The 20518-nt window shown below is 71.1% G+C and carries 17 protein-coding genes and 1 pseudogene; 9 read left to right on the plus strand and 9 right to left on the minus strand.

Annotated features, from left to right (window positions below; genetic code table 11):
* The 4 genes and pseudogenes from K4G64_RS12480 to K4G64_RS12495 all read left to right on the plus strand — a co-directional run.
* Positions 1 to 807: pseudogene (locus K4G64_RS12480) on the plus strand (MFS transporter); the annotation flags it as partial.
* Between the two features lie 178 nt (positions 808 to 985).
* Positions 986 to 2785: a DEAD/DEAH box helicase gene (locus K4G64_RS12485; RefSeq protein ID WP_221756095.1), complete on the plus strand. Its 1800-nt coding sequence runs from the start codon at positions 986 to 988 to the stop codon at positions 2783 to 2785.
* A gap of 339 nt (positions 2786 to 3124) precedes the next feature.
* Positions 3125 to 3766 (plus strand): IclR family transcriptional regulator, encoded by a 642-nt coding sequence (locus K4G64_RS12490; RefSeq protein ID WP_189588625.1) that lies wholly within the window; start codon positions 3125 to 3127, stop codon positions 3764 to 3766.
* A 76-nt stretch (positions 3767 to 3842) separates the two neighbouring features.
* The gene (locus K4G64_RS12495) at positions 3843 to 4634 is read left to right on the plus strand and encodes a S16 family serine protease (RefSeq protein ID WP_221756096.1); all 792 of its coding nucleotides are present in this window, start codon (positions 3843 to 3845) and stop codon (positions 4632 to 4634) included.
* Between the two features lie 180 nt (positions 4635 to 4814).
* On the opposite strand, the gene K4G64_RS12500 is transcribed toward K4G64_RS12495, so the two are convergent.
* From K4G64_RS12500 to K4G64_RS12525, 6 genes are read right to left on the minus strand one after another with little or no spacing between them, the layout of a single operon-like run.
* Positions 4815 to 5390 carry a transcriptional regulator gene (locus K4G64_RS12500; protein WP_221756097.1) on the minus strand — a complete coding sequence of 192 codons (576 nt, stop codon included), beginning with the start codon at positions 5388 to 5390 and terminating at the stop codon, positions 4815 to 4817.
* Between the two features lie 51 nt (positions 5391 to 5441).
* On the minus strand, positions 5442 to 6404 hold the full coding sequence (locus K4G64_RS12505) for a glycine betaine ABC transporter substrate-binding protein (protein ID WP_221756098.1): 963 nt from the start codon (positions 6402 to 6404) through the stop codon (positions 5442 to 5444).
* Positions 6401 to 7207, minus strand: a complete 807-nt coding sequence (locus K4G64_RS12510; protein WP_221756099.1) for an ABC transporter permease — start codon at positions 7205 to 7207, stop codon at positions 6401 to 6403. The genes K4G64_RS12505 and K4G64_RS12510 overlap by 4 nt, the downstream gene beginning before the upstream one ends.
* Positions 7204 to 8463 carry a betaine/proline/choline family ABC transporter ATP-binding protein gene (locus tag K4G64_RS12515; protein WP_221756100.1) on the minus strand — a complete coding sequence of 420 codons (1260 nt, stop codon included), beginning with the start codon at positions 8461 to 8463 and terminating at the stop codon, positions 7204 to 7206. Before K4G64_RS12515 ends, K4G64_RS12510 begins: the two co-directional genes overlap by 4 nt.
* Positions 8456 to 9103 (minus strand): ABC transporter permease, encoded by a 648-nt coding sequence (locus K4G64_RS12520; protein ID WP_221756101.1) that lies wholly within the window; start codon positions 9101 to 9103, stop codon positions 8456 to 8458. The genes K4G64_RS12515 and K4G64_RS12520 overlap by 8 nt, the downstream gene beginning before the upstream one ends.
* A 19-nt stretch (positions 9104 to 9122) precedes the next feature.
* Positions 9123 to 9593, minus strand: a complete 471-nt coding sequence (locus K4G64_RS12525; protein WP_221756102.1) for an Lrp/AsnC family transcriptional regulator — start codon at positions 9591 to 9593, stop codon at positions 9123 to 9125.
* A gap of 123 nt (positions 9594 to 9716) precedes the next feature.
* Between K4G64_RS12525 and hppD the strand changes: the two genes are divergently transcribed.
* Entirely contained in the window at positions 9717 to 10862 is a 1146-nt protein-coding gene (gene hppD / locus K4G64_RS12530; RefSeq protein ID WP_221756103.1) for a 4-hydroxyphenylpyruvate dioxygenase, read from the plus strand.
* Positions 10863 to 10987: 125 nt separating this feature from the next.
* On the opposite strand, the gene K4G64_RS12535 is transcribed toward hppD, so the two are convergent.
* Complete coding sequence (locus tag K4G64_RS12535; protein ID WP_221756104.1) at positions 10988 to 12406, minus strand: tetratricopeptide repeat protein; 1419 nt, start codon at positions 12404 to 12406, stop codon at positions 10988 to 10990.
* A 92-nt stretch (positions 12407 to 12498) separates the two neighbouring features.
* Here K4G64_RS12535 and K4G64_RS12540 point away from each other — a divergent pair, with 92 nt between their 5' ends.
* The gene (locus tag K4G64_RS12540; protein WP_221756105.1) at positions 12499 to 13914 is read left to right on the plus strand and encodes an FAD-binding oxidoreductase; all 1416 of its coding nucleotides are present in this window, start codon (positions 12499 to 12501) and stop codon (positions 13912 to 13914) included.
* Positions 13915 to 13925: 11 nt separating this feature from the next.
* Here K4G64_RS12540 and K4G64_RS12545 read toward each other — a convergent pair whose 3' ends face one another.
* Complete coding sequence (locus K4G64_RS12545; protein ID WP_221756106.1) at positions 13926 to 14336, minus strand: SsgA family sporulation/cell division regulator; 411 nt, start codon at positions 14334 to 14336, stop codon at positions 13926 to 13928.
* Positions 14337 to 14578: 242 nt separating this feature from the next.
* Here K4G64_RS12545 and K4G64_RS12550 point away from each other — a divergent pair, with 242 nt between their 5' ends.
* The gene (locus K4G64_RS12550; RefSeq protein ID WP_221756107.1) at positions 14579 to 16480 is read left to right on the plus strand and encodes an RDD family protein; all 1902 of its coding nucleotides are present in this window, start codon (positions 14579 to 14581) and stop codon (positions 16478 to 16480) included.
* A 138-nt stretch (positions 16481 to 16618) separates the two neighbouring features.
* Positions 16619 to 17323, plus strand: a complete 705-nt coding sequence (locus K4G64_RS12555) for an RDD family protein (protein WP_221756108.1) — start codon at positions 16619 to 16621, stop codon at positions 17321 to 17323.
* Between the two features lie 34 nt (positions 17324 to 17357).
* Here K4G64_RS12555 and K4G64_RS12560 read toward each other — a convergent pair whose 3' ends face one another.
* Positions 17358 to 17636, minus strand: coding sequence for a hypothetical protein (locus tag K4G64_RS12560; RefSeq protein ID WP_221756138.1), 279 nt, complete (start codon positions 17634 to 17636; stop codon positions 17358 to 17360).
* A gap of 417 nt (positions 17637 to 18053) precedes the next feature.
* On the opposite strand from K4G64_RS12560, the gene K4G64_RS12565 reads away from it, so the two are divergent.
* Positions 18054 to 20402 carry an immune inhibitor A domain-containing protein gene (locus K4G64_RS12565; protein ID WP_221756109.1) on the plus strand — a complete coding sequence of 783 codons (2349 nt, stop codon included), beginning with the start codon at positions 18054 to 18056 and terminating at the stop codon, positions 20400 to 20402.
* The last annotated feature ends 116 nt before the right edge of the window (positions 20403 to 20518 follow it).

Below are 20518 nucleotides of genomic sequence, written 5' to 3' on the forward strand. Positions count from 1 at the left end.
GGCCCGCCCGCCCCACCCGCCACCGTCGACCGCCGGCGCATCCGGCTCGCCCTGGGCATCTCCCTCGGCGCCGGGCTGCTCCAGTACGCCGCTCAGGATCTGCGCCCGCTCTCGCTGCTGCCCGGCGCCCTCGGCGTGGCCCTGCTCGTGCCGGCCGTGCTCGGGCTGCTCCCGCGCGGCACCTACCGGGCCGCGCGCGGGCTGCCGTCGGTCGTGCTGCTGCGCGGTGTCGCCGCCGGGTCCTTCATCGCCGCGGAGTCGTTCGTGCCGCTGATGCTCGTCACGCAGCGCGGGCTCAGTCCGACGCTGGCCGGGTTCTCGCTCGCCGCGGGCGGGGTCACGTGGGCCCTGGGTTCGTGGGTGCAGTCGCGGTCGCGGATGGAGCCGTACCGGGAGCGGCTGACCACGGTCGGGATGCTGCTGGTGGCCGCGGCCGTCGCTGCCGCGCCGAGCGTGCTGATCGAGTCCGTGCCCGTCTGGACCCTGGCCGTCGCCTGGGCCTTCGGCTGCTTCGGGATGGGACTCGTGATCTCCTCCACGAGCGTGCTCCTGCTCAAGCTCTCCGCTCCCGAGGAGGCCGGCACCAACTCCGCCGCCCTGCAGATCTCCGACGGCCTCTCCAACGTCGTCCTGCTGTCCGTCGGCGGCGCCGCCTTCGCCGCGCTGGGCGGCGGCGCGGTGTCCCACACGGCCACGCACGCCTCCGGCTCCCACCCGGCCGCCTTCACCGCGGTGTTCCTGCCGATGGCGGCGGTGGCCCTCGTCGGTGCCTGGGTGTCGACCCGGCTGCGGGAACACCGGCCGTAGCGCGGCGGAGCAGCTCGCCGTCGCGCCCCGGACTGCTGTGACGTCGGTCCCACCCACCGGTGACCCGGCCCGGTCCGCGCGTCGACTCGCTCGGGGCGCCGGTAGGGTGGCCCGGTTGTCATACGTAGCCGAGCCGTCAGGCTCCCTCGCACGAGCCGCCCGACCCCCAACGGAGACCGTGACTACCACCGCCGGCACCAGTTCCGCCTCGCACCACCTGTCCCCGGCGTTCCCCGGCCGCGCCCCCTGGGGTACCGCAAGCAAGCTGCGTGCCTGGCAGCAGGGCGCGATGGAGAAGTACATCCAGGAACAGCCGCGGGACTTCCTCGCGGTCGCCACCCCCGGCGCCGGCAAGACCACCTTCGCGCTGACGCTGGCCTCCTGGATGCTGCACCACCACGTCGTGCAGCAGGTGACCGTCGTCGCCCCGACCGAGCACCTGAAGAAGCAGTGGGCCGAAGCGGCCGCGCGGATAGGGATCAAGCTCGACCCGGAGTACAGCGCCGGGCCGCTCAGCCGGGAGTACCACGGAGTCGCCGTGACGTACGCCGGTGTCGGCGTCCGGCCGATGCTGCACCGCAACCGTGTCGAGCAGCGCAAGACGCTCGTCATCCTCGACGAGATCCACCACGCCGGTGACAGCAAGTCCTGGGGTGAGGCCTGCCTCGAGGCCTTCGAGCCCGCGACCCGGCGGCTCGCCCTGACCGGTACGCCCTTCCGGTCCGACACCAATCCCATCCCCTTCGTGACGTACGAGGAGGGGAACGACGGGATCCGGCGGTCCGCCGCCGACTACACCTACGGCTACGGCAATGCCCTCGCCGACAACGTCGTGCGGCCGGTCATCTTCCTCTCCTACAGCGGCAACATGCGCTGGCGCACCAAGGCCGGTGACGAGATCGCCGCCCGGCTCGGCGAGCCCATGACCAAGGACGCCATCAGCCAGGCCTGGCGGACCGCGCTGGACCCGCGCGGCGAGTGGATGCCGTCCGTGCTGCGGGCCGCCGACCAGCGGCTGACCGAGGTGCGCAAGGCCATCCCGGACGCGGGTGCGCTCGTCATCGCCGCGGACCAGGACTCCGCCCGCGCCTACGCCAAGCTGATCCGCGAGATCACCGGCAGCAAGGCCACCCTCGTGCTGTCCGACGACGCCGGCGCGTCCAAGAACATCGACGAGTTCAGCGGCAACAACGACCGCTGGATGGTCGCGGTGCGGATGGTGTCCGAGGGCGTCGACGTGCCGCGGCTGGCCGTCGGGGTGTACGCCACCACCATCTCGACGCCCCTGTTCTTCGCGCAGGCCGTCGGGCGTTTCGTGCGGTCCCGGCGGCGCGGCGAGACCGCCTCCGTGTTCCTGCCGACCGTGCCCGACCTGCTCTCCTTCGCCAACGAGATGGAGCGCGAGCGCGACCACGTCCTCGACAAGCCCAAGAAGCAGGGTGAGGAGGACCCGTACGCCGAGTCCGAGAAGGAGATGGACGAGGCGAACCGGGAGCAGGACGAGGACACCGGCGAGCAGGAGCAGTTCTCCTTCGAGGCGCTGGAGTCCGACGCCGTCTTCGACCGGGTCATGTACAACGGCGCCGAGTTCGGCATGCAGGCCCACCCGGGCAGCGAGGAGGAGCAGGACTACCTCGGCATCCCGGGGCTGCTCGAACCCGACCAGGTGCAGCTGCTGCTCCAGAAGCGGCAGGCCCGCCAGATCGCGCACAGCCGCAAGAAGCCGGACGAGGAAGCCGACCTGCTCGAAGTGCCCGCCGAGCGGCGGCCGGTGGTCTCCCACAAGGAGATGATGGAGCTGCGGCGGCAGCTCAACACGATGGTCGGCGCCTACGTCCACCAGAGCGGCAAGCCGCACGGGGTGATCCACACGGAGCTGCGGCGGGTGTGCGGGGGGCCTGCGGCGGCGGAGGCGACGGCGGGGCAGTTGCGGCAGAGGATCACCAAGGTGCAGGAGTGGGCTACGCGGATGAAGTGAACTCCCGTGGTCTATCGGCTGCGGCTTGTGTGTGGCTGGTCGCGCAGTTCCCCGCGCCCCTATGGGGGACGCTCATACCGCCGCAAATTCGAGCAGTACACCCCGCTCCCTGCCCGGATTCTGGACGGAGCCTTCCGCTCAGCGAACCTGCTTCGCTACTGTCCGGCTACGCACACGCCCCGTGGCAGCGCCGCCGCGGAGCGCAGCCGTGAAGCGACGCGGTCCGGACAGGCCGGGCCGCCGACCGATCGGCGGCCTCTGAAGCGCGTTGCCGACGGGACTCGGTGACGCATCCGCCGACCGAGGGGCCGCCGACCTCACCACTAAGGAGTGGGCGTCGTGACCGCGGAGACCTCTCAGACGCTCGACCGGGGACTGCGTGTCCTCAAGCTGCTCGCCGACACGGACCACGGGCTGACCGTGACCGAACTGTCCGTCCGGCTGGGCGTGAACCGGACCGTCGTGTACCGGTTGCTCGCCACGCTGGAACAGCACGCCCTCATACGCCGTGACCTCGGCGGACGTGCCCGCGTCGGGCTCGGGGTGCTGCGGCTGGGACGGCAGGTCCACCCGCTCGTACGGGAGGCCGCGATGCCGGCGCTTCGGTCACTGGCCGAGGACATCGGCGCGACGGCGCACCTGACCCTGGTCGACGGGGCGGACGCGCTGGCCGTGGCCGTCGTGGAGCCGACCTGGACGGACTATCACGTCGCCTACCGCGCCGGGTTCCGCCATCCCCTGGACCGCGGCGCCGCCGGCAAGGCGATCCTCGCGGCCCGGCAGCACCCGATGACCGACCCCGGCTACATGCTGACGCACGGCGAGCTGGAGGCCGGCGCCTGGGGAGCGGCGGCGCCGCTGCTGGGCGTGACGGGCGTCGAGGGCAGCGTGGGTGTGGTGATGCTGGCGGAGGCGGTACCGGAACGGGTCGGCCCGCGGGTCGTCGACGCGGCCCGGGAGGTCGCGGAGGCGCTGCGCTGAGGGCCGGCGGGCTCCGGGCAGGGGCCCCGGACGCCCTGGTCCCGGCCGTGCCCTCCGCCCGCGTTAGATTGATCCCGTGTTCTCTCGCCTCACGTGCCCCCAGGCCATCGCCGTCTGCGCCCTGCCCGTCGCGGCCCTGCTCGCGACGGCGGTGCTGGCGCCGCTGCCGTTCTCGGTGGCGCAGCCGGGGCTGACGGCGAACGTGCTCGGCGAGAACAAGGGCACGCCGGTGATCACCATCTCGGGTGCGCCGGTCCGGGACACGCGGGGTCAGCTGCGGATGACCACCATCGAGGCGACCTCCCCGGACACCCGGGTCTCGCTCCCCGACGTCATCGACAGCTGGTTCCGGACCGACCAGGCGGTCATGCCGCGCGACTCCGTCTACCCGAGCGGGGACAACGTCAAGGAGATCGAGCGGCACAACGAGGAGCAGATGAAGGAGTCCCAGGACGCGGCGACGCAGGCCGCGCTGGGGTACCTCGACCTGGACGACAAGAACATCAAGGTCAGTCTGAAGCTCGCGGACGTGGGCGGGCCCAGTGCGGGGCTGCTCTTCTCCCTCGGGATCATCGACAAGCTCGACGGCGACGGCACCGGCGGGGACCTCACCGGCGGCCGGGTCATCGCCGGCACGGGCACGATCGACGCGGCCGGCCGGGTCGGTGCGGTGGGAGGCGTCGCCCTCAAGACCCAGGCCGCGAAGCGGGACGGCGCGACGGTGTTCCTGGTCCCCAAGGCGGAGTGCGGCGACGCCCGCGCCGAGCTGCCGAAGGGCCTGCGGCTCATTCCGGTGACCACGCTGAAGAGCACGGTGAGTTCACTGGTGGCCCTGGAGACGGGGAAGGGCTCCGTGCCGAGCTGTTAGTGGGCCGTTGCCGTTCCGGGCCGGGCTGCGAGTCTTAAACCCACTTCCACGAGGGCCCATCCCAGACGCGTACGGAGGTCGGGACGGCACGCCGGACGGGGGCCGGCCTCGGCGCGGAGTTCGGCGGCTCGGGCGTGATGCAGGGCGAGGTGGATGTCCGGGTGCATGGGTGATGGCCTTTCACGGCGTCGTCTGGCTGGGGAAGACGTGCGTGTGGACGCGTACGGTCTCGGCGTCCGGGGCGCCCTCGGCCAGCGGACGGTAGCTCTGGACGAGGTCGTGCATCCTGGCGACCAGCTCACGGGCGAGTTCGGGAGTGAGTCGCAGGGTGAAGTCACTGAGGTCCGTGGCACCGTCCCATTCCTCGCCCCACTCACTCGTGTTGCCGAGCCAGGTCGCGACTTCCCGGGTGTGCACGTTGGCGAGCTCGTACCGGAAGAGGGCGACGGCTCCCCGCACGGCCGGGTCCGGGTCCTTGATCAGGGTCTCGTCGAGTTGCACACCTTGGTCCACCGCCTTCCACCAGCGCTCCCGTCCCTTGCCTCGTTCCGGGTCGTCGGCGACGAAGCCGTGCGCGGCGAGTTGCCGTAGGTGGTAGCTGGTCGCACCGCTCGACTCGCCCAGTTTCTCGGCCAGTCGGGAAGCGGTCGCGGGCCCGCCGCGGCGCAGGGCGATCAGCAGCTGCATCCGCAGGGGATGGGCCAGGCCGCGCAGGGAGCGGGCGTCGAGAAGGCGGGGTGCCGGTTCGTCGGGCATGCATGCAAAGGTAGCGTTGCAAAGCTTCCTTTGCAACGCCTTCTTTGTAACTCACTCCTTGACGAACCCCTCCTGCACCAGCCAGTCCAGCGCCACCTGGTGGGGATCCTCGCCGTCGACGTCCACCTTCGCGTTCAGCGTCTGCGCCACGGAGTTGTTCAGCTTCGCCGTCACCGGGTTCAGGACCTCCGCGATCGCCGGCCACTCCTTGAGGGACTTCGCGTTGATCATCGGCGCGACGTTGTAGTTGGGGAAGAACTTCTTGTCGTCGTCCATCACCACCAGGTTCATCGACTTGATGCGCCCGTCGGTGGTGAACACCTCCCCGTACGTGCAGTTGCCCTTCGCGGTCTGCGTGTAGATGATCCCGGTGTCCATCTGCGTGATGTTCCGCGCCGGCACGTTCATGCCGTAGGCCTTCTGCATGCCCGGCAGCCCGTCCGCCCGGTTCGCGAACTCGACCTCCACGCACAGCTTCACGGCCCCCGGGTCGGACTTCGCCAGCTTCGCCACGTCCGACATGGTCTTCGTGCCGTACTTCTTCGCGTTCTCCTGGTTCATCGCCAGCGCGTACGTGTTGTCGAGCGTCGACGGCGGCAGCCAGACCAGCCCGTTGCCCGCGTCCTCCTTCTTCACCGCCTCCCACTGCTCCTGCGGATCGGTGATCGGCTTGCTGTGCCCGAGGTACGTGATCCAGGCCGTGCCCGTGTACTCGTAGCCGGCGTCCGCGTCGCCCTTGCGGACCGCCTCGCGGCTGCCGATGGAACCCTGGATGCCCGTGCGGTCGATGACGTCCGCCCCGGCCGCCTCGAAGGCGATGCCCATGATCGAGCCGAGGATCAGCTGCTCGGTGAACGACTTCGACGTCACCGTCAGCTGCGCGCCCTTCAGCGGCTCACCCTGGCCGATGGACCCCGGCTCCACGTCGTCTGTCAGTGGAGAGCCGCTGGTCAGGCCGCAGCCGGCCGCCGCGACCAGCAGGCCCGCCACCACCAGGCACCCACAGCGTCTCATTGCTGCAACCCCCGCGGCCGCAGCAGCAGTTCGGCGAGCGACGCCAGCCAGTCCACCAGCAGCGCCAGCACCACCGTGAGGACCGACCCCAGCACCAGCACCGGCATCCGCTGGTTGGTGATGCCGGTCGTGATCAGCACGCCGAGGCCGCCGCCCCCGCCGAACACCGCCAGGGTCGCCGTACCCACGTTCAGGACGAGGGCGGTGCGCACGCCCGCCAGGATCAGCGGGACCGCGAGCGGGAGTTCGACCCGGGTCAGCACCCCCCTGGGGGACATGCCGATGCCGCGGGCCGCCTCCAGCAGGGTCGGGTCGTTCGCCTTCAGGCCCGTGATCGTGTTGGAGAGCACCGGCAGGATGGCGTAGATGATGATGCCGATCAGGGCGGCCCTGCGGCCGATGCCCAGCCAGATCACCAGAAGGGCGAGCAGACCGATCGCCGGGGTCGCCTGACCCATGTTGGCGAACGCCATCGCCACCGGGGTGGCCCGGCTCATCACCCCGCGGGTCAGCAGGATGCCCAGCGGGATCGCGATGATCAGCACGAAGAACGTGGAGATCGCGGTCAGCTGGATGTGCTGCCACAGCGCCTTGGTGACCTGGCCGCCCGACAGCGCGTTGCGGGTGAGCGCGTCCAGGTCGGCCTGCGCGAACCAGAGCCAGGTGACGAACAGCACGACGATCAGGGCCACCGGCAGGAACGTCAGCTTCTGCCAGGTGAGGCGGGACGGCCGGGGCTCGGGTGGGGGCGCCTCGGTCTCCTCCGCGGGCTCGGAGGTCTCCTCGACCTCTGTGGCCGTCACCGTTCTCCTCCCGGGCCGTGCACGCCTGCCGGGCCTGAGGCCCCCTCCTGCTCCGCGTGCGTCTGCGAGGCGCGCAGCGAGTCCAGTTCGTGCTGGTGCTCCATCGCGTCGAGCCGGTCGGCCTCCAGCAGTTCGTGCACGGAGTTGATGAGCGTCTCCATGTCGACGACGCCCGTGTACTCGCCGCGCCGTCCGGTCACCGCCACCCGCCCCGCGTTGTCGGTGAGCACCGCCTCCAGCGCGTCCCGCAGGGTGGCGTCCCGGCTGACCGTGGCCTGCACCAGGGTCCCGGCGCGGGCCAGTGAGCCCCGGGCCCGCATCAGATCGCCGCGCCGCAGCCACTTGTAGGGGCGGCGGCGCCGGTCGAGCAGCAGGATCTCGTTGCTGCCGCTGGTCCGCAGCAGGTTGAAGATCTGCTGCAGCGGGTCGTCGACCGTGGCCGTCGGATAGTCGGTGATCTCCACGTCCCGTACCCGGGTCAGGTTCAGCCGCTTCAGCGCCGCACCGGCGCCCACGAAACCGGACACGAAGTCGTCCGCCGGGTTCGTCAGGATCGCCTCGGGGGTGTCGAACTGCGCGATGTGCGACCGCTCGCGCAGCACGGCGATCCGGTCGCCGATCTTGATCGCCTCGTCGAAGTCATGGGTGACGAAGACGATCGTCTTGTGCAGCTCGTACTGCAACCGGATCAGCTCGTCCTGGAGGTGGTCCCGGGTGATCGGGTCCACCGCGCCGAACGGCTCGTCCATCAGCAGCACCGGGGGATCGGCGGCCAGGGCCCGGGCCACGCCCACCCGCTGCTGCTGCCCGCCGGAGAGCTGGCGCGGGTAGCGGCCCCCGAACTCCGCGGGGTCGAGGCCGACCAGGTCGAGGAGCTCCTCGGTGCGCTCCCGGATCCGCGGCTTCGACCAGCCGATCATCTTCGGGACGATCCCGATGTTCTGCGCGACCGTCATGTGCGGGAAGAGCCCGGCGGACTGGATGGCGTAGCCGACCTTGCGGCGCAGCTTGACCGGGTCCATGTCGGTGACGTCCTCGCCGCCGATGCGGATGCGGCCGCCGGTCGGCTCGATCAGGCGGTTGATCATCTTCAGCAGGGTCGACTTCCCGCAGCCCGAGGGGCCGACGAGGACGACGACCTCGCCCGCCTTGATCTCCAAGCTCACGTTGTCCACGGCCGGCTGCGGACTGCCGGGGTAGTGCTTGGTCAGGTTCTCCAGCTCGATGGAGGCGCCGTGGTCGCCGGTCTCAGGCACGGATCCCCCTGGGGATGGTCAGCCGTCCGATCAGGACGTACGCGGCGTCGAACAGCAGGGCCAGGACGATGATGCCGAGCGTGCCCGCGAGGACCTGGTTGAGCGCGTTGGCACTGCCCAGCGAGGCGAGGCCGCGGAAGATGACGTTGCCGAGACCGGGGCCGGAGGCGTAGGCGGCGATGGCCGCGATGCCCATCAGCATCTGGGTGGAGACCCGGATCCCGGTCAGGATCGGCGGCCAGGCCAGCGGCAGCTCGACCCGCAGCAGTCGGGCCGGCCGGGACATCCCGATGCCCGTGGCCGCGTCCACCAGCGTCGGGTCGACCCCGCGCAGCCCGACGATCGCGTTGCGCACGACCGGCAGCAGCCCGTACAGCGTCAGCGCGACCACCGTGGGCGGCACGCCGAGGCCCACGAGGGGGATGAGCAGACCGATCAGGGCGAGCGCCGGCACGGTCAGGATCGTGGCGGTGGTGGTGGTCGCGAGGTTCCCGGCCCACTCGCTGCGGTAGCTGGCGACGGCGATCAGCACCCCGAGCACGGTCGCCACGACCATGCACTGAAAGACGGCGCTCGCGTGCTGGTAGGCGTCCGTGAGCAGTTGCTGGTGCCGGTTGACCAGGTACTCCCAGAAGTTCACACGCGCTCACCCCTACACGTCAGGTCTCCTCCGCGGCCTGCTCCACGAGCGGGATGATCCGCAGTGGAACGGGGTTTTCCATGACGATCGCCGTCGAGGCCCGGACGATGCCATCAAAACCGACGACCCGGTCGATCACACGCTGGAGATCGGCGTTGGAGCGGGCCACGAGCCGGCACATCATGTCTCCGCTGCCGGTGGTGGTGTGCAGCTCCAGCACCTCCGGCACGGTCGCCAAGTGAGCGCGGACGTCGGGCCCTTGACCCTGCCGGATCTGCAGCGTGGCGAACGCCGTGACGGGGTAGCCGAGCGCGGCCGGATCGACTTCGGGGCCGAATCCGCGGATGACTCCGTTCGACTGAAGCCGGTCCAGCCGGGCCTGCGCGGTGCCCCGGGCCACCCCGAGCCGCCGGGACATCTCCAGCACCCCGATCCGCGGCTCCCTCGCGAGCAGCAGGATGATCCGGCCGTCCAGATGATCGATCGCCACGGCAGCCTCCCGGCATGGTCATCATGTACAGAAAGGCCGATGATACGGCCGTATTGCTGAACAGATTGCCCAGTCGAAACAGAAACTATTGCGCACCTTGCCGAGCGGGGAGACCCTGCGGCTATGACGCAGACCACACACCACACTCCCGACACCGCCCGGCAGGCCGACCCCTTCCCGGTCAAGGGAATGGACGCGGTCGTCTTCGCCGTGGGCAACGCCAAGCAGGCGGCGCACTACTACTCCACCGCCTTCGGCATGAAGCTGGTCGCCTACTCCGGACCGGAGAACGGCAGCCGCGAGACCGCTGCGTACGTCCTGGAGAACGGCTCCGCCCGCTTCGTCCTCACCTCGGTCATCAAACCCACGAGCGACTGGGGCCACTTCCTCGCCAAGCACGTGGCCGAGCACGGCGACGGCGTCGTCGACCTCGCCATCGAGGTCCCGGACGCGCGCGCCGCCTACGCCTACGCCCTGGAGCACGGCGCCCGCTCGGTCGCCGAGCCGTACGAGCAGAAGGACGAGCACGGCACGGTCGTGCTGGCCGCCATCGCCACGTACGGCGAGACCCGCCACACCCTCGTCGAGCGCTCCGGCTACGACGGCCCGTACCTGCCCGGCTTCGTCGCGGCCAAGCCCATGGTCGAGCCGCCCGCGCAGCGCACCTTCCAGGCGATCGACCACTGCGTCGGCAACGTCGAGCTCGGCAGGATGAACGAGTGGGTCGGCTTCTACAACAAGGTCATGGGCTTCACGAACATGAAGGAGTTCGTGGGCGACGACATCGCCACCGAGTACAGCGCGCTGATGTCCAAGGTCGTCGCCGACGGCACGCTCAAGGTCAAGTTCCCGATCAACGAGCCGGCCATCGCCAAGAAGAAGTCCCAGATCGACGAGTACCTGGAGTTCTACGGCGGCGCGGGCGTGCAGCACATCGCGCTCAACACGAACGACATCGTGCAGACGGTCCGTACGATGCGGGCGGCCGGCGTCGAGTTCCTCAACACGCCCGACTCGTACTACGACACCCTGGGGGAGTGGGTCGGTGAGACCCGCGTCCCGATCGACACCCTGCGCGAACTGAAGATCCTCGCCGACCGCGACGAGGACGGCTACCTGCTGCAGATCTTCACCAAGCCGGTCCAGGACCGCCCGACCGTCTTCTTCGAGATCATCGAACGCCACGGCTCGATGGGCTTCGGCAAGGGCAACTTCAAGGCCCTGTTCGAGGCGATCGAACGCGAGCAGGAGCGCCGCGGCAACCTGTAGCCGCCGACGATCGCGGGCGTGCGGGTGTCACGGGGCACCTGCACGCCCGGGGCGCCGCCCCACGCGGGCCCGTGCCTCGCCGGGCGGGCGGACCGGTCGCGACGGTATGCCCCGGCCGTACCCGGCTACCCCGCCCCGTCGTCCATCACCGGCACCCCCTCGTCCGGCGGCTCGCCCAGCGCGTCGAGCGCCGCCCGTGCCGCTGGTGCGTGCAGGGGGGAGAAGTGGGGGTTGATGCGCAGGGCCTCCGTCAGGTGCCGGCGGGCCGCGCCGTAGCGCTTCAGGGATCGCTCGATCATGCCCCGGTGGTACATGGACGCCGCGTCGAGCGCCCCGCCCCCGGGCTCGGTGGCCGTCGCCGTCAGCGCGAAGCGCAGGGCCTGCGCCGGTTCCCCGGCCCGGTACAGGGCCCAGCCCAGCGCGTCGGCGACCGCCGTGCCCGGCTGGCGTTTCCACTCCGCCCGCAACCGGCGCACCGCCGCCTTCGGATCGCCGTGGTCGGCCTCGAAACGGCCCAGCACCAACTCCTCGTCGGCCCCGCCCGCGGCAGCGCGCCGCACCCGCTCCCGCAGCACGCCGTACCGCACCCGGGCCGCTTCCGGCATGCCCAGCGATTCGTACAACTCGCCCAGCTCCAAGGCGTACTGCGGGCACGGCTGCGCGGCGAGAGCCGCCCGGTAGGCGTTGAGGGCCTGCGTCGTCCGGCCGAGGGCCGCCAGGGTCCGGCCCTGCCCGGCCCGCGCGGCCCACTGGTCGGGGTCGAGGCGGACCGCTTCCCGGAAGTGCCGCAGCGCGACGTCCGGATCCCCGCGTTCGAACGCCAGTTGCCCGGCCCGCTCCAGATAGGCGGCCCGCTCGACGGGGACCCGCGCGCCCGCCGCCGCGTCCGCCAGCGAGGCCGCCGCGTCCTCCCGCCAACCCCGGTCCCGGTACACGGCCGCGGCCCGCGCCAGCACGGCGGGCCCGGAGCGCAGCCCGGTCAGCCGGTCCAGCGTCCGCTTGGCCGCCTTGTACTCGCCGAGCCCGCTGTAGGCGTCGATGAGCAGCGGATACGTCGTCCACCGCCGCGGCTCCAGCTTCAGCGCCGCCTCACCCCACCGGCGCGCCGCCCGGAAGTCCCGGCGGGCGTTCGCCAGCGCGGCGAGCCCCGCCAGGGCCGGGGTGTTGCGCTCCGGCCGCACCGACAGCGACGTGCGCAGCGCCTTCTCCGCCCGCGGGTAGGACGCCGGGTCGGACAGACGCCGCCCCCGCTCCACGTAGGCCGCCCCGAGCACCGCCCAGGACGTCGCGTCCCGCGGGCGCGTCCGCACGGCCTCCCGCCGCTCCTCGATCAGCTCCTCCAGACCGGGCAGCGCGGCCGGCACCCCGCCGCCGACCGCCTCCCTCGCCGGCGCCCCCGGCGACGGCGGAGCCGGCCCGGCGGACCGCGGCAGCAGCACCAGCACCCCGCCCAGCACGGCACACCCCGCGACGGAGGCGATCAGCACCCGGCGGCGTCCCAGGCTTCTCTCCCGCCGCACCGGACCTTCCTGCTTGTTCTCCATGGCGCTCACTGTGCGTCAGCACGACGACCCCACCCGGGCAGGCGAAGGCTGCCGCCGACGGGGTTCACACCGATGGCCCCGGGTGCGAACCTGTGATCATGAGCCGTATCGAAGCGCCCAGCTCCGAGGACACCGCAGCGACCGGCGACCTCGTGGACCTGCTGCTCAGCGGCCTCCCGGCCGAAGCGGTCCTCACCGACCCCGACGTCACGGCCTCCTACGCCAACGACATGGCGAGCTTCTGCCCGGCCGGCACCCCGGCCGTCGTCGTGCTGCCCCGCACGACCGAACAGGTCCAGCACGTGATGCGCACCGCCACCGCCCTGCGCGTCCCCGTCGTCCCCCAGGGCGCCCGCACCGGACTGTCCGGCGCCGCCAACGCCTCCGAGGGCTGCATCGTGCTGTCCCTGACGAAGATGGACCGGATCCTGGAGATCAACCCGGTCGACCGCATCGCCGTCTGCGAACCAGGTGTGATCAACGCCGCCCTGTCCCGGGCCGTCGGCGAGCACGGCCTGTACTACCCGCCGGATCCCTCCAGTTGGGAGATGTGCACCATCGGCGGCAACATCGGCACGGCCTCCGGCGGCCTGTGCTGCGTGAAGTACGGGGTCACCGCCGAGTACGTGCTCGGACTGGACGTGGTGCTCGCCGACGGGCGGCTGATGTCCACCGGCCGCCGCACCGCCAAGGGCGTCGCCGGCTACGACCTGACCCGGCTGTTCGTCGGCTCCGAGGGCTCGCTCGGCATCGTCGTACGGGCCGTCCTCGGACTGCGTCCCAAGCCGCCCGAGCAGCTGGTGCTGGCCGCCGAGTTCGCCTCCGCCGCCGCGGCCTGCGACGCCGTCTGCCGGATCATGGAGGGCGGCCATGTGCCGTCACTCCTCGAACTCATGGACCGTACGACGGTCAAGGCCGTCAACGACATGGCGCAGATGGGCCTCCCCGAGAGCACCGAGGCGCTGCTCCTGGCCGCGTTCGACACCACCGCCCCCACTGCCGACCTCGCTGCCGTCGGCGCCCTGTGCGAGGCGGCCGGGGCCACCCAGGTCGTCCCCGCCGACGATGCTACGGAGTCCGAACTGCTCCTCCAGGCGCGGCGGTTGTCGCTCACCGCGCTGGAGGCGGTCAAGGGCGTGACGATGATCGACGACGTGTGCGTGCCCCGCTCCCGGCTCGCCCAGATGCTCGACGGGGTCGACCGGATCGCCGAGAAGTACCAGCTCACCATCGGTGTCGTCGCCCATGCGGGCGACGGCAACACCCACCCGACGGTCTGTTTCGACCCGGCGGACCCCGACGAGTCCCGGCGCGCCCGCGAGTCCTTCGACGAGATCATGGCCCTCGGCCTGGAACTCGGCGGCACCATCACCGGCGAGCACGGCGTCGGCGTCCTGAAGAAGGAGTGGCTGGCGCGCGAGATCGGCCCCGTGGGCATGGAGATGCAGCGGGCCGTCAAGCAGGCCTTCGACCCGCTGAACATCCTGAACCCGGGCAAGCTCTTCTGAGTCCCGGGCCCTCACTGGGCGAGCAACTGGGCCAGTTCGTCGTCGAGGCCCAGCTGTTCGTCCTCCGTCCCCGGCGGCACCACCCGCAGCGTCCGCTCCAGCCAGGCCGACAGCGCCGCCGCCGGGGCCTCCAGCAGGGCGTCCCCGTCGGGTGAACTCAGCGCCATCAGCACCACGCAGCGCCCCTCGCTCTTCGTCGGCCACACCCGCACGTCCCCCTGCCCGCACGGCCGGAACACGCCCTCCACCAGCAGGTCCCGGGCGAACGTCCAGTACACGGGGTGCTCGGTGTCGATGTGGAAGGTGACGTGGACGGCGTAGGGGTCGTCGGTGAGGTACCCGAGCCGGGCCGGCACCGGGACCCTGCGCTCCGGCGACAGGACGAGTTTCAGCTCCAGTTCCCGCTCCACCACGGTGTGCATGGCGGTGTTCCCTTCTCCAGACGGCTGCCCGCGAGGGCCGGTCGAAGGAGAGAGCGGGCCGCGGCCGGGGCATTACGCGGCTTGCCGGAAGTTTCTTCGCAGGGGACCCCCGGAGCGGCACGGTGCGTAGCACATCGGTGCTCGAAAGGGGCGGGTCCGGTGGGAGCGGCGGTGGGGCTTGCGCTCGTCTGATAGATGTGGAGGCCCCCATTTGGCCCCCGAGCAGATACGGGACGACGGACATGAGCGCCCCAACCCCGGCCCCCGGTGACGACAGGCCCCGCGAAGGGTATTACCCGGACCCGTCCATTCCTGGATATGTCCGGTACTGGAACGGATCCTCCTGGGTGCCGGGCACCAGCCGTCCGGCGCCCAAGGACGGCGAGTCGCTCGCACCGCCGCCCGGAGCGGGGGCGGGGCAGTCCGGCGCCGCCGCCTCGGTCGAGGAGACCGGCCCGCACTTCTTCGACGAAGACCCGGTCGAGGAGCCGTCCGCCGCCGACGCGCAGCACGGCAGCCGTCCCGAACCGGCCTCCGCCTGGGGCGCCGACCGCTCCCGCCAGTCCGGCTTCGGCGGCGACCAGGACCGCCGGGTCTCGTGGGGCGCGCCGCAGGGTGCGCCGGGCGGCGACCCGAGGGTGGCGCGCGCCGACCAGCGGCCCGAGGGAGAGTCCGCCCGTACCGACGGCACGGCGAACACCCCACCGGCCGGCCGGGAGGCGAACTCCGCGGCGGGGGGCGGCACGTTCGTGTTCCGCCGTCCGACGGGGCAGGCCGGGGGAGGGGCCGCCGCCGAGGCTCCCGACGACGGCACGATGACGTTCCGCGCTGTGTCCTCGCGCACGGGCCCGGGCGGCGGTGGTTCGAAACCGGCCGGGGGACAGGACGGTCCGGGCCGTGGGGCGGCGGGCCCGGGCGGCGTCTCCGTTGGCTCCGGCGGCAACGCCGACGGGTCCGGCTTCGGGCCGGCGGGCTCGAGCGGCCCGGCGGCCTCCGGTTTCGGCGTGCAGGGCGCGCAAGGCGTGCAGGGTGTGCAGGGCGTACAGGGCGCGCAAAGTCTTCAGGGCATGCAAGGCCCGCAGGGCGGTCAAGGTGCTCAAGCCGGGGCCGCGGGCGCCGGTTTCGGACCGGCAGGGTCCGGCGGCGACCAAGCGGCGTCCCCCTTCGGCGGGCAAGGCGGTGCGGCCGGCGCCGGTTCCGGCTTCGGGCCGGCGGGCTCGGGCAGCGGTGCGGCGGCGTCCGCCTTCGGCCCGGCCGCGTCGGGACCCGCCTTCGGCCCGCAGGCCGGGCCGACCGGTTCCGGAAGCGGCTCCTCGGGACCCGGCTTCGGCGCAGGGAAGGCCGCCGCCGCCCGGGCCTCCGCCGCGCAGGTGGGAGCCGGGAGCGCCGCCGCACAGGCCTCCGGCGCCGCCCCGGGCGCGCTGTCCGGCCCCCAGGCGGCCCCCACCGTCCCACCGCAGTCCGCGGGACCCGGCAGCGCCCAGCCCGGTGCCGCCGCCTCCTCCGGTACTCCCCTCAGCGCGGGCCCGGGCGGCGGTCAGTCCTCCTGGGCGCAGCAGGTGCACCGGCTCGCCGGAGCCGGTGGAGGAGACGAGCAGCCCGTAGCGCCCTGGAAGCCGCCGGTCGAGGACGTGTTCCAGGCGGCCGCCCGGCGCCAGGCCGAGGCCCGCCCCGCGGGACTGGGCAAGCGGCTGGCCGCCCGGCTGCTGGACACCGTCGTCCTCGCCGCCCTCACCGCCGCGGCCGCCGTGCCGCTCGGCACCAAGGCGATCGACCACGTCAACGAGAAGATCGACGCGGCCAAGCTCTCCGGCGAGACCGTCACGGTCTGGCTGCTCGACGGCACGACCTCGATCTACCTCGGCATCATCCTGGCCGTCCTGCTGCTCGCCGGGATCCTGTGCGAGGTGTTGCCCACCGCCAAGTGGGGCCGCACCCTCGGCAAGAAGCTGATGGGTCTGGAGGTGCGCGACATCGAGGCCCACGACTCACCGGAGTTCGGCGCGGCCCTGCGCCGCTGGTTGGTGTACAGCGTGCCCGGGCTCCTCGTCGTCGGGATCGTCGGCGTCGCCTGGTGCCTCTTCGACCGGCCGTGGCGCCAGTGCTGGCACGACAAGGCGGCCCACACCTTCGTCGCGGGCTGAACGGGCTGAACGGGCGGACGGGCTGAGCGGGCTGACGGGCTGAACGGGCTGACGGGCTGAGCCGACTGAGCGGGCCGGGCTCCCTCGGACGGCTGTCCGCCGGGTGCGGAGACCGGTGGTTCGCGGTCGACTCGGGCCATGAGCAGTGAACCGCCCCCCGGCTCCGGTCAGCAGCCACCGGACGACGACCCGTTCCGGAAGCGCCCCCCGGACGAGCCGCCCGCTGAGGGCACGGGCCCGCCCCCCGGCAGCGAGCCCCCGCCGTACGGGGGCGGCGGCGCGGGTGGTCCGGGCGGTCCGGGCGGTCCGAGCGGCCCGGGCGGTCCCGGCGGTGGCCCCTACGGCGGTGACCCGTACGGCGGCGGCCCCTACCCCACCGACCCGCTCGCCGGTATGCCCCCGCTCGGCGACAGCGCCATGCGCACGCTCGCGCGCATCATCGACATGATCCTGGTGGGTGCCGTCGTCTGGCTGATCACGTGGGGCTTCGGCGTCAACGAGTACGACGTGGACAGCGACCGCATCGAGATCAGCAAGTCGTTCTGGCAGGCGGCGGTCGCCGCCGTCCTCTACATCGCCTACGACACCGTCCTGACCGCGCGGACCGGCCAGACCCTCGGCAAGAAGCTGCTGCACATGCGGGTGGCCAACCTGGACAACGGGGCGACGCCCTCCGTGCAGAACGCGCTGGCACGCGCCGCGGTGCTGTGGATCCCGTTCGCCTTCTGCTGCGCCTGTGTCTGGACCGCGATCTGCGGCGGCTGGAGCTACTTCGACCGGCCCTACAAGCAGGGCCTGCACGACAAGGCGGCGAAAACGGTGGTGGTCAGCACGAAGCAGTGAGGCGCGGAAGAATCGACTGGAGCGCGACGGGCGGTCAGGAGGCCGCCCGTTCGCGTACCGGCTCCGGGGCCGGTGCCGGGACCGAGGCCCGCAGCGGCGCCTGGGGCGCGGGCTGTTCCACCGTGGCCGGGCGCTTCCCGGGCAGCGGCACCGTCATGGCGACCAGCAGTCCGAGGGCGAGCGCCGCGACGCAGATGACCGCGATCCCCGCACCCGAACTCGTCTGAGACAGCAGCAGCATGGCGAGGGTCGAGAAGATCACGGTGCACGAACCGTAGGCGAGCTGTGCGGCAGTCGGACGGGGCATGGCCATCATGTCCTCGAAAGTGGGGGTCCACGGGGGGTGTCGGCCCGGCTTCACGCCGGCTTCCGGGCGTTCCGCCAACCGACATTCTCACCGCCAGGGTGCCCGACCGGAACCGGCGGTAAGCGTGACCTAATCAACAAGGGCGGTGCACAGGGGGCGCACGGAGTCATGACGTCCACCTAGTGGACATGTGCACGCGCCCGCACGGCCGGCGGGGAGGGCCGGGAGACAACTGTTTGGTTGTCCGTAAAACGAACATTGCCTCCGCATAGTGCACTTGACTTGTGCAAGTCAAGGTCTGTCTTTTCTTCTAAACCTCTAGTCAAATGACGTCACTTGACTACACGCGTTGATCACGCGCGCGCGGATTTCCATGACCGGGACCCTGCCTGCCGCGCGCCCGAACGCGGGGGAGGATCTCAAGTGACCAGTAGACCCTGGACGTTCAGAGCGGCCGCCATAAGCGTGGCGCTCGCGGCGGCCACCACCACCGCAACGACGTACGCGGTGGCCGACGACGCCTCGGCCCCCCGGTCCACCACCGTGGACCGGCATGACCCGGCGGACCGTCACCACGACGAGCACGATCTCGAAGGCCCGCTGAGCAAGACGCAGGACGCTCAGCGCCAGGAAGCCCTCAAGCAGGTCATATCGGGCAAGAGCAAGGTCAAGAACCGCGACGGCTCGAAGGTCGTCCAGCTCAAGAGCAAGAAGGGCGACGCCAAGTACGTCGAGCTAGGCCGCGAGAAGACCGACAAGATCTTCACGATCCTGGTCGAGTTCGGGGACAAGGTCGACAGTCGCTACGGCGGCACCCCCGGCCCCCTGCACAACACCATAGCCAAGCCGGACCGCAAGAAGGACAACTCCACGGCGTGGAGGGCGGACTACGACCGGGAGTACTTCCAGGACCTGTACTTCGGTCACGGCAAGGGCGTCGACTCGGTCAAGACCTACTACGAGAAGCAGTCCTCGGGCCGCTACTCCGTCGACGGCGAGGTCTCCGACTGGGTCAAGGTCCCCTACAACGAGGCCCGTTACGGCAACAACGCCTGCGGTGACACCAACTGCTCCAGCGTGTGGAACGTCGTCAGCGACGGTCTGAACGCCTGGGTCGCGCAGCAGAAGGCGGCCGGCCGCACCGACGCGCAGATCAAGGCGGACGTCGCCCGCTTCGACGAGTGGGACCGCTACGACTTCGACGGCGACGGCGACTTCAACGAGCCCGACGGCTACATAGACCACTTCCAGATCGTGCACGCCGGCGAGGACGAGTCCGCGGGCGGCGGCGCCCAGGGCACCGACGCGATCTGGGCCCACCGCTGGTACGCCTTCGGCACCGACGCCGGCGCCAGCGGCCCCGAGCAGAACAAGCTCGGCGGCGCGCAGATCGGCTCCACCGGCATCTGGGTCGGCGACTACACCGTCCAGCCGGAGAACGGCGGACTCGGCGTCTACGCCCACGAGTACGGCCACGACCTCGGCCTGCCGGACCACTACGACACCTCCGGCGGCGAGAACTCCACCGGATTCTGGACCCTGATGTCCTCCGGCTCCTGGCTCGGCAAGGGCAAGAACGAGATCGGCGACCTGCCCGGCGACATGACCGCCTGGGACAAGATGCAGCTCGGCTGGCTGAACTTCGACAAGGCCAAGGCCGGCGTCAGCTCCTGGCACAAGCTGGGCCTCGCCGAGTACAACACCAAGCACAAGCAGGCTCTGGTCGTCGACCTCCCCAAGAAGGCGGTCACCACCGAGGTCGTCACCCCCGCCGAGGGCAAGACCCAGTGGTGGAGCGGCAGCGGTGACAACCTCAAGAACACCCTGACCCGTTCGGTCGACCTGACCGGCAAGTCGAAGGCGCAGCTGACCCTCGACGGCTGGTACGACATCGAGGCCAACTACGACTTCCTCTACACCGAGGTCTCGACCGACGGCGGCGCCAACTGGACCGCTGTCGACGGCACGGTGGACGGCCAGCCGATCCAGCGCGACGCCGGCGACAAGCCGGTCCTGACCGGCACGGTCGACGGCTACAAGAAGCTCGCCTTCCCGCTGGACGCCTACGCCGGCAAGAAGATCGACCTCCGCTTCCGCTACCAGACCGACGGCGGCGTGGCCCAGAAGGGCTTCGCGGCCGACGCGATCACGGTGACGGCCGACGGCGCGACCGTCTTCTCCGACAACGCCGAGACCGCGGACGAGGCGTGGAAGAAGAACGGCTTCTCCCGCATCGGCGCGTCCTTCACCAAGGACTACGCGCAGTACTACATCGCCGAGAACCGGCAGTACGTGTCGTACGACAAGACGCTGAAGACCGGCCCGTACAACTTCGGCTTCACCGCGCGCCCGGACTGGGTGGAGCACTACGCGTACCAGAACGGCCTGTTGATCTGGAAGTGGGACACCTCCCAGGTCGACAACAACACCAGCCAGCACAAGGGCACCGGTCTGGTCCTGCCGATCGACTCGCACCCGGACGCGCTGAAGTGGGCCGACGGAACCCTGATGCGCAACCGCATCCAGTCCTACGACTCGCCGTTCAGCCTCTACCGCACCGACGGCATGACGCTGCACAAGGCGGACGTGGCGAAGTACATCCCGGGCTCGAAGGGCGTCTCGGTCTTCAACGACCGGAGGAACGACTACTACGACGAGTCGAACCCGACCGCGGGTGTCAAGATCACTGACACCAACACGAAGATCAAGATCCTCAAGGAGGCCAAGGACGGCTCGACGATCGAGCTGGAGGTCGGCGCCGCGGGTAGGTAATCCGCATCCTTGCAGGTCAGAGTGTGTTCGGCGGTGACCCACTGGCGGGTCGCCGCCGATCCGTGTTTAGGTGCGTCCTGTGGCTCTCTTATTGACACCGACCGACACGGGGGGAT

This window comes from Streptomyces sp. WAC04114, assembly GCF_019733245.1.
Lineage (GTDB): Bacteria > Actinomycetota > Actinomycetes > Streptomycetales > Streptomycetaceae > Streptomyces > Streptomyces massasporeus_A.

What these genes read in the sequence shown, in the direction of transcription:
- K4G64_RS12500 (WP_221756097.1), bottom strand. Translation starts at nt 5,390, where the DNA reads ATGCCCGACGAACCGGCACCCCGCCTTCTCGACGCCCGCTCCCTGCGC.
- K4G64_RS12505 (WP_221756098.1), bottom strand. Translation starts at nt 6,404, where the DNA reads ATGAGACGCTGTGGGTGCCTGGTGGTGGCGGGCCTGCTGGTCGCGGCG.
- hppD (WP_221756103.1), top strand. Translation starts at nt 9,717, where the DNA reads ATGACGCAGACCACACACCACACTCCCGACACCGCCCGGCAGGCCGAC.
- K4G64_RS12535 (WP_221756104.1), bottom strand. Translation starts at nt 12,406, where the DNA reads ATGGAGAACAAGCAGGAAGGTCCGGTGCGGCGGGAGAGAAGCCTGGGA.
- K4G64_RS12545 (WP_221756106.1), bottom strand. Translation starts at nt 14,336, where the DNA reads ATGCACACCGTGGTGGAGCGGGAACTGGAGCTGAAACTCGTCCTGTCG.
- K4G64_RS12550 (WP_221756107.1), top strand. Translation starts at nt 14,579, where the DNA reads ATGAGCGCCCCAACCCCGGCCCCCGGTGACGACAGGCCCCGCGAAGGG.
- K4G64_RS12555 (WP_221756108.1), top strand. Translation starts at nt 16,619, where the DNA reads ATGAGCAGTGAACCGCCCCCCGGCTCCGGTCAGCAGCCACCGGACGAC.
- K4G64_RS12560 (WP_221756138.1), bottom strand. Translation starts at nt 17,636, where the DNA reads ATGGCCATGCCCCGTCCGACTGCCGCACAGCTCGCCTACGGTTCGTGC.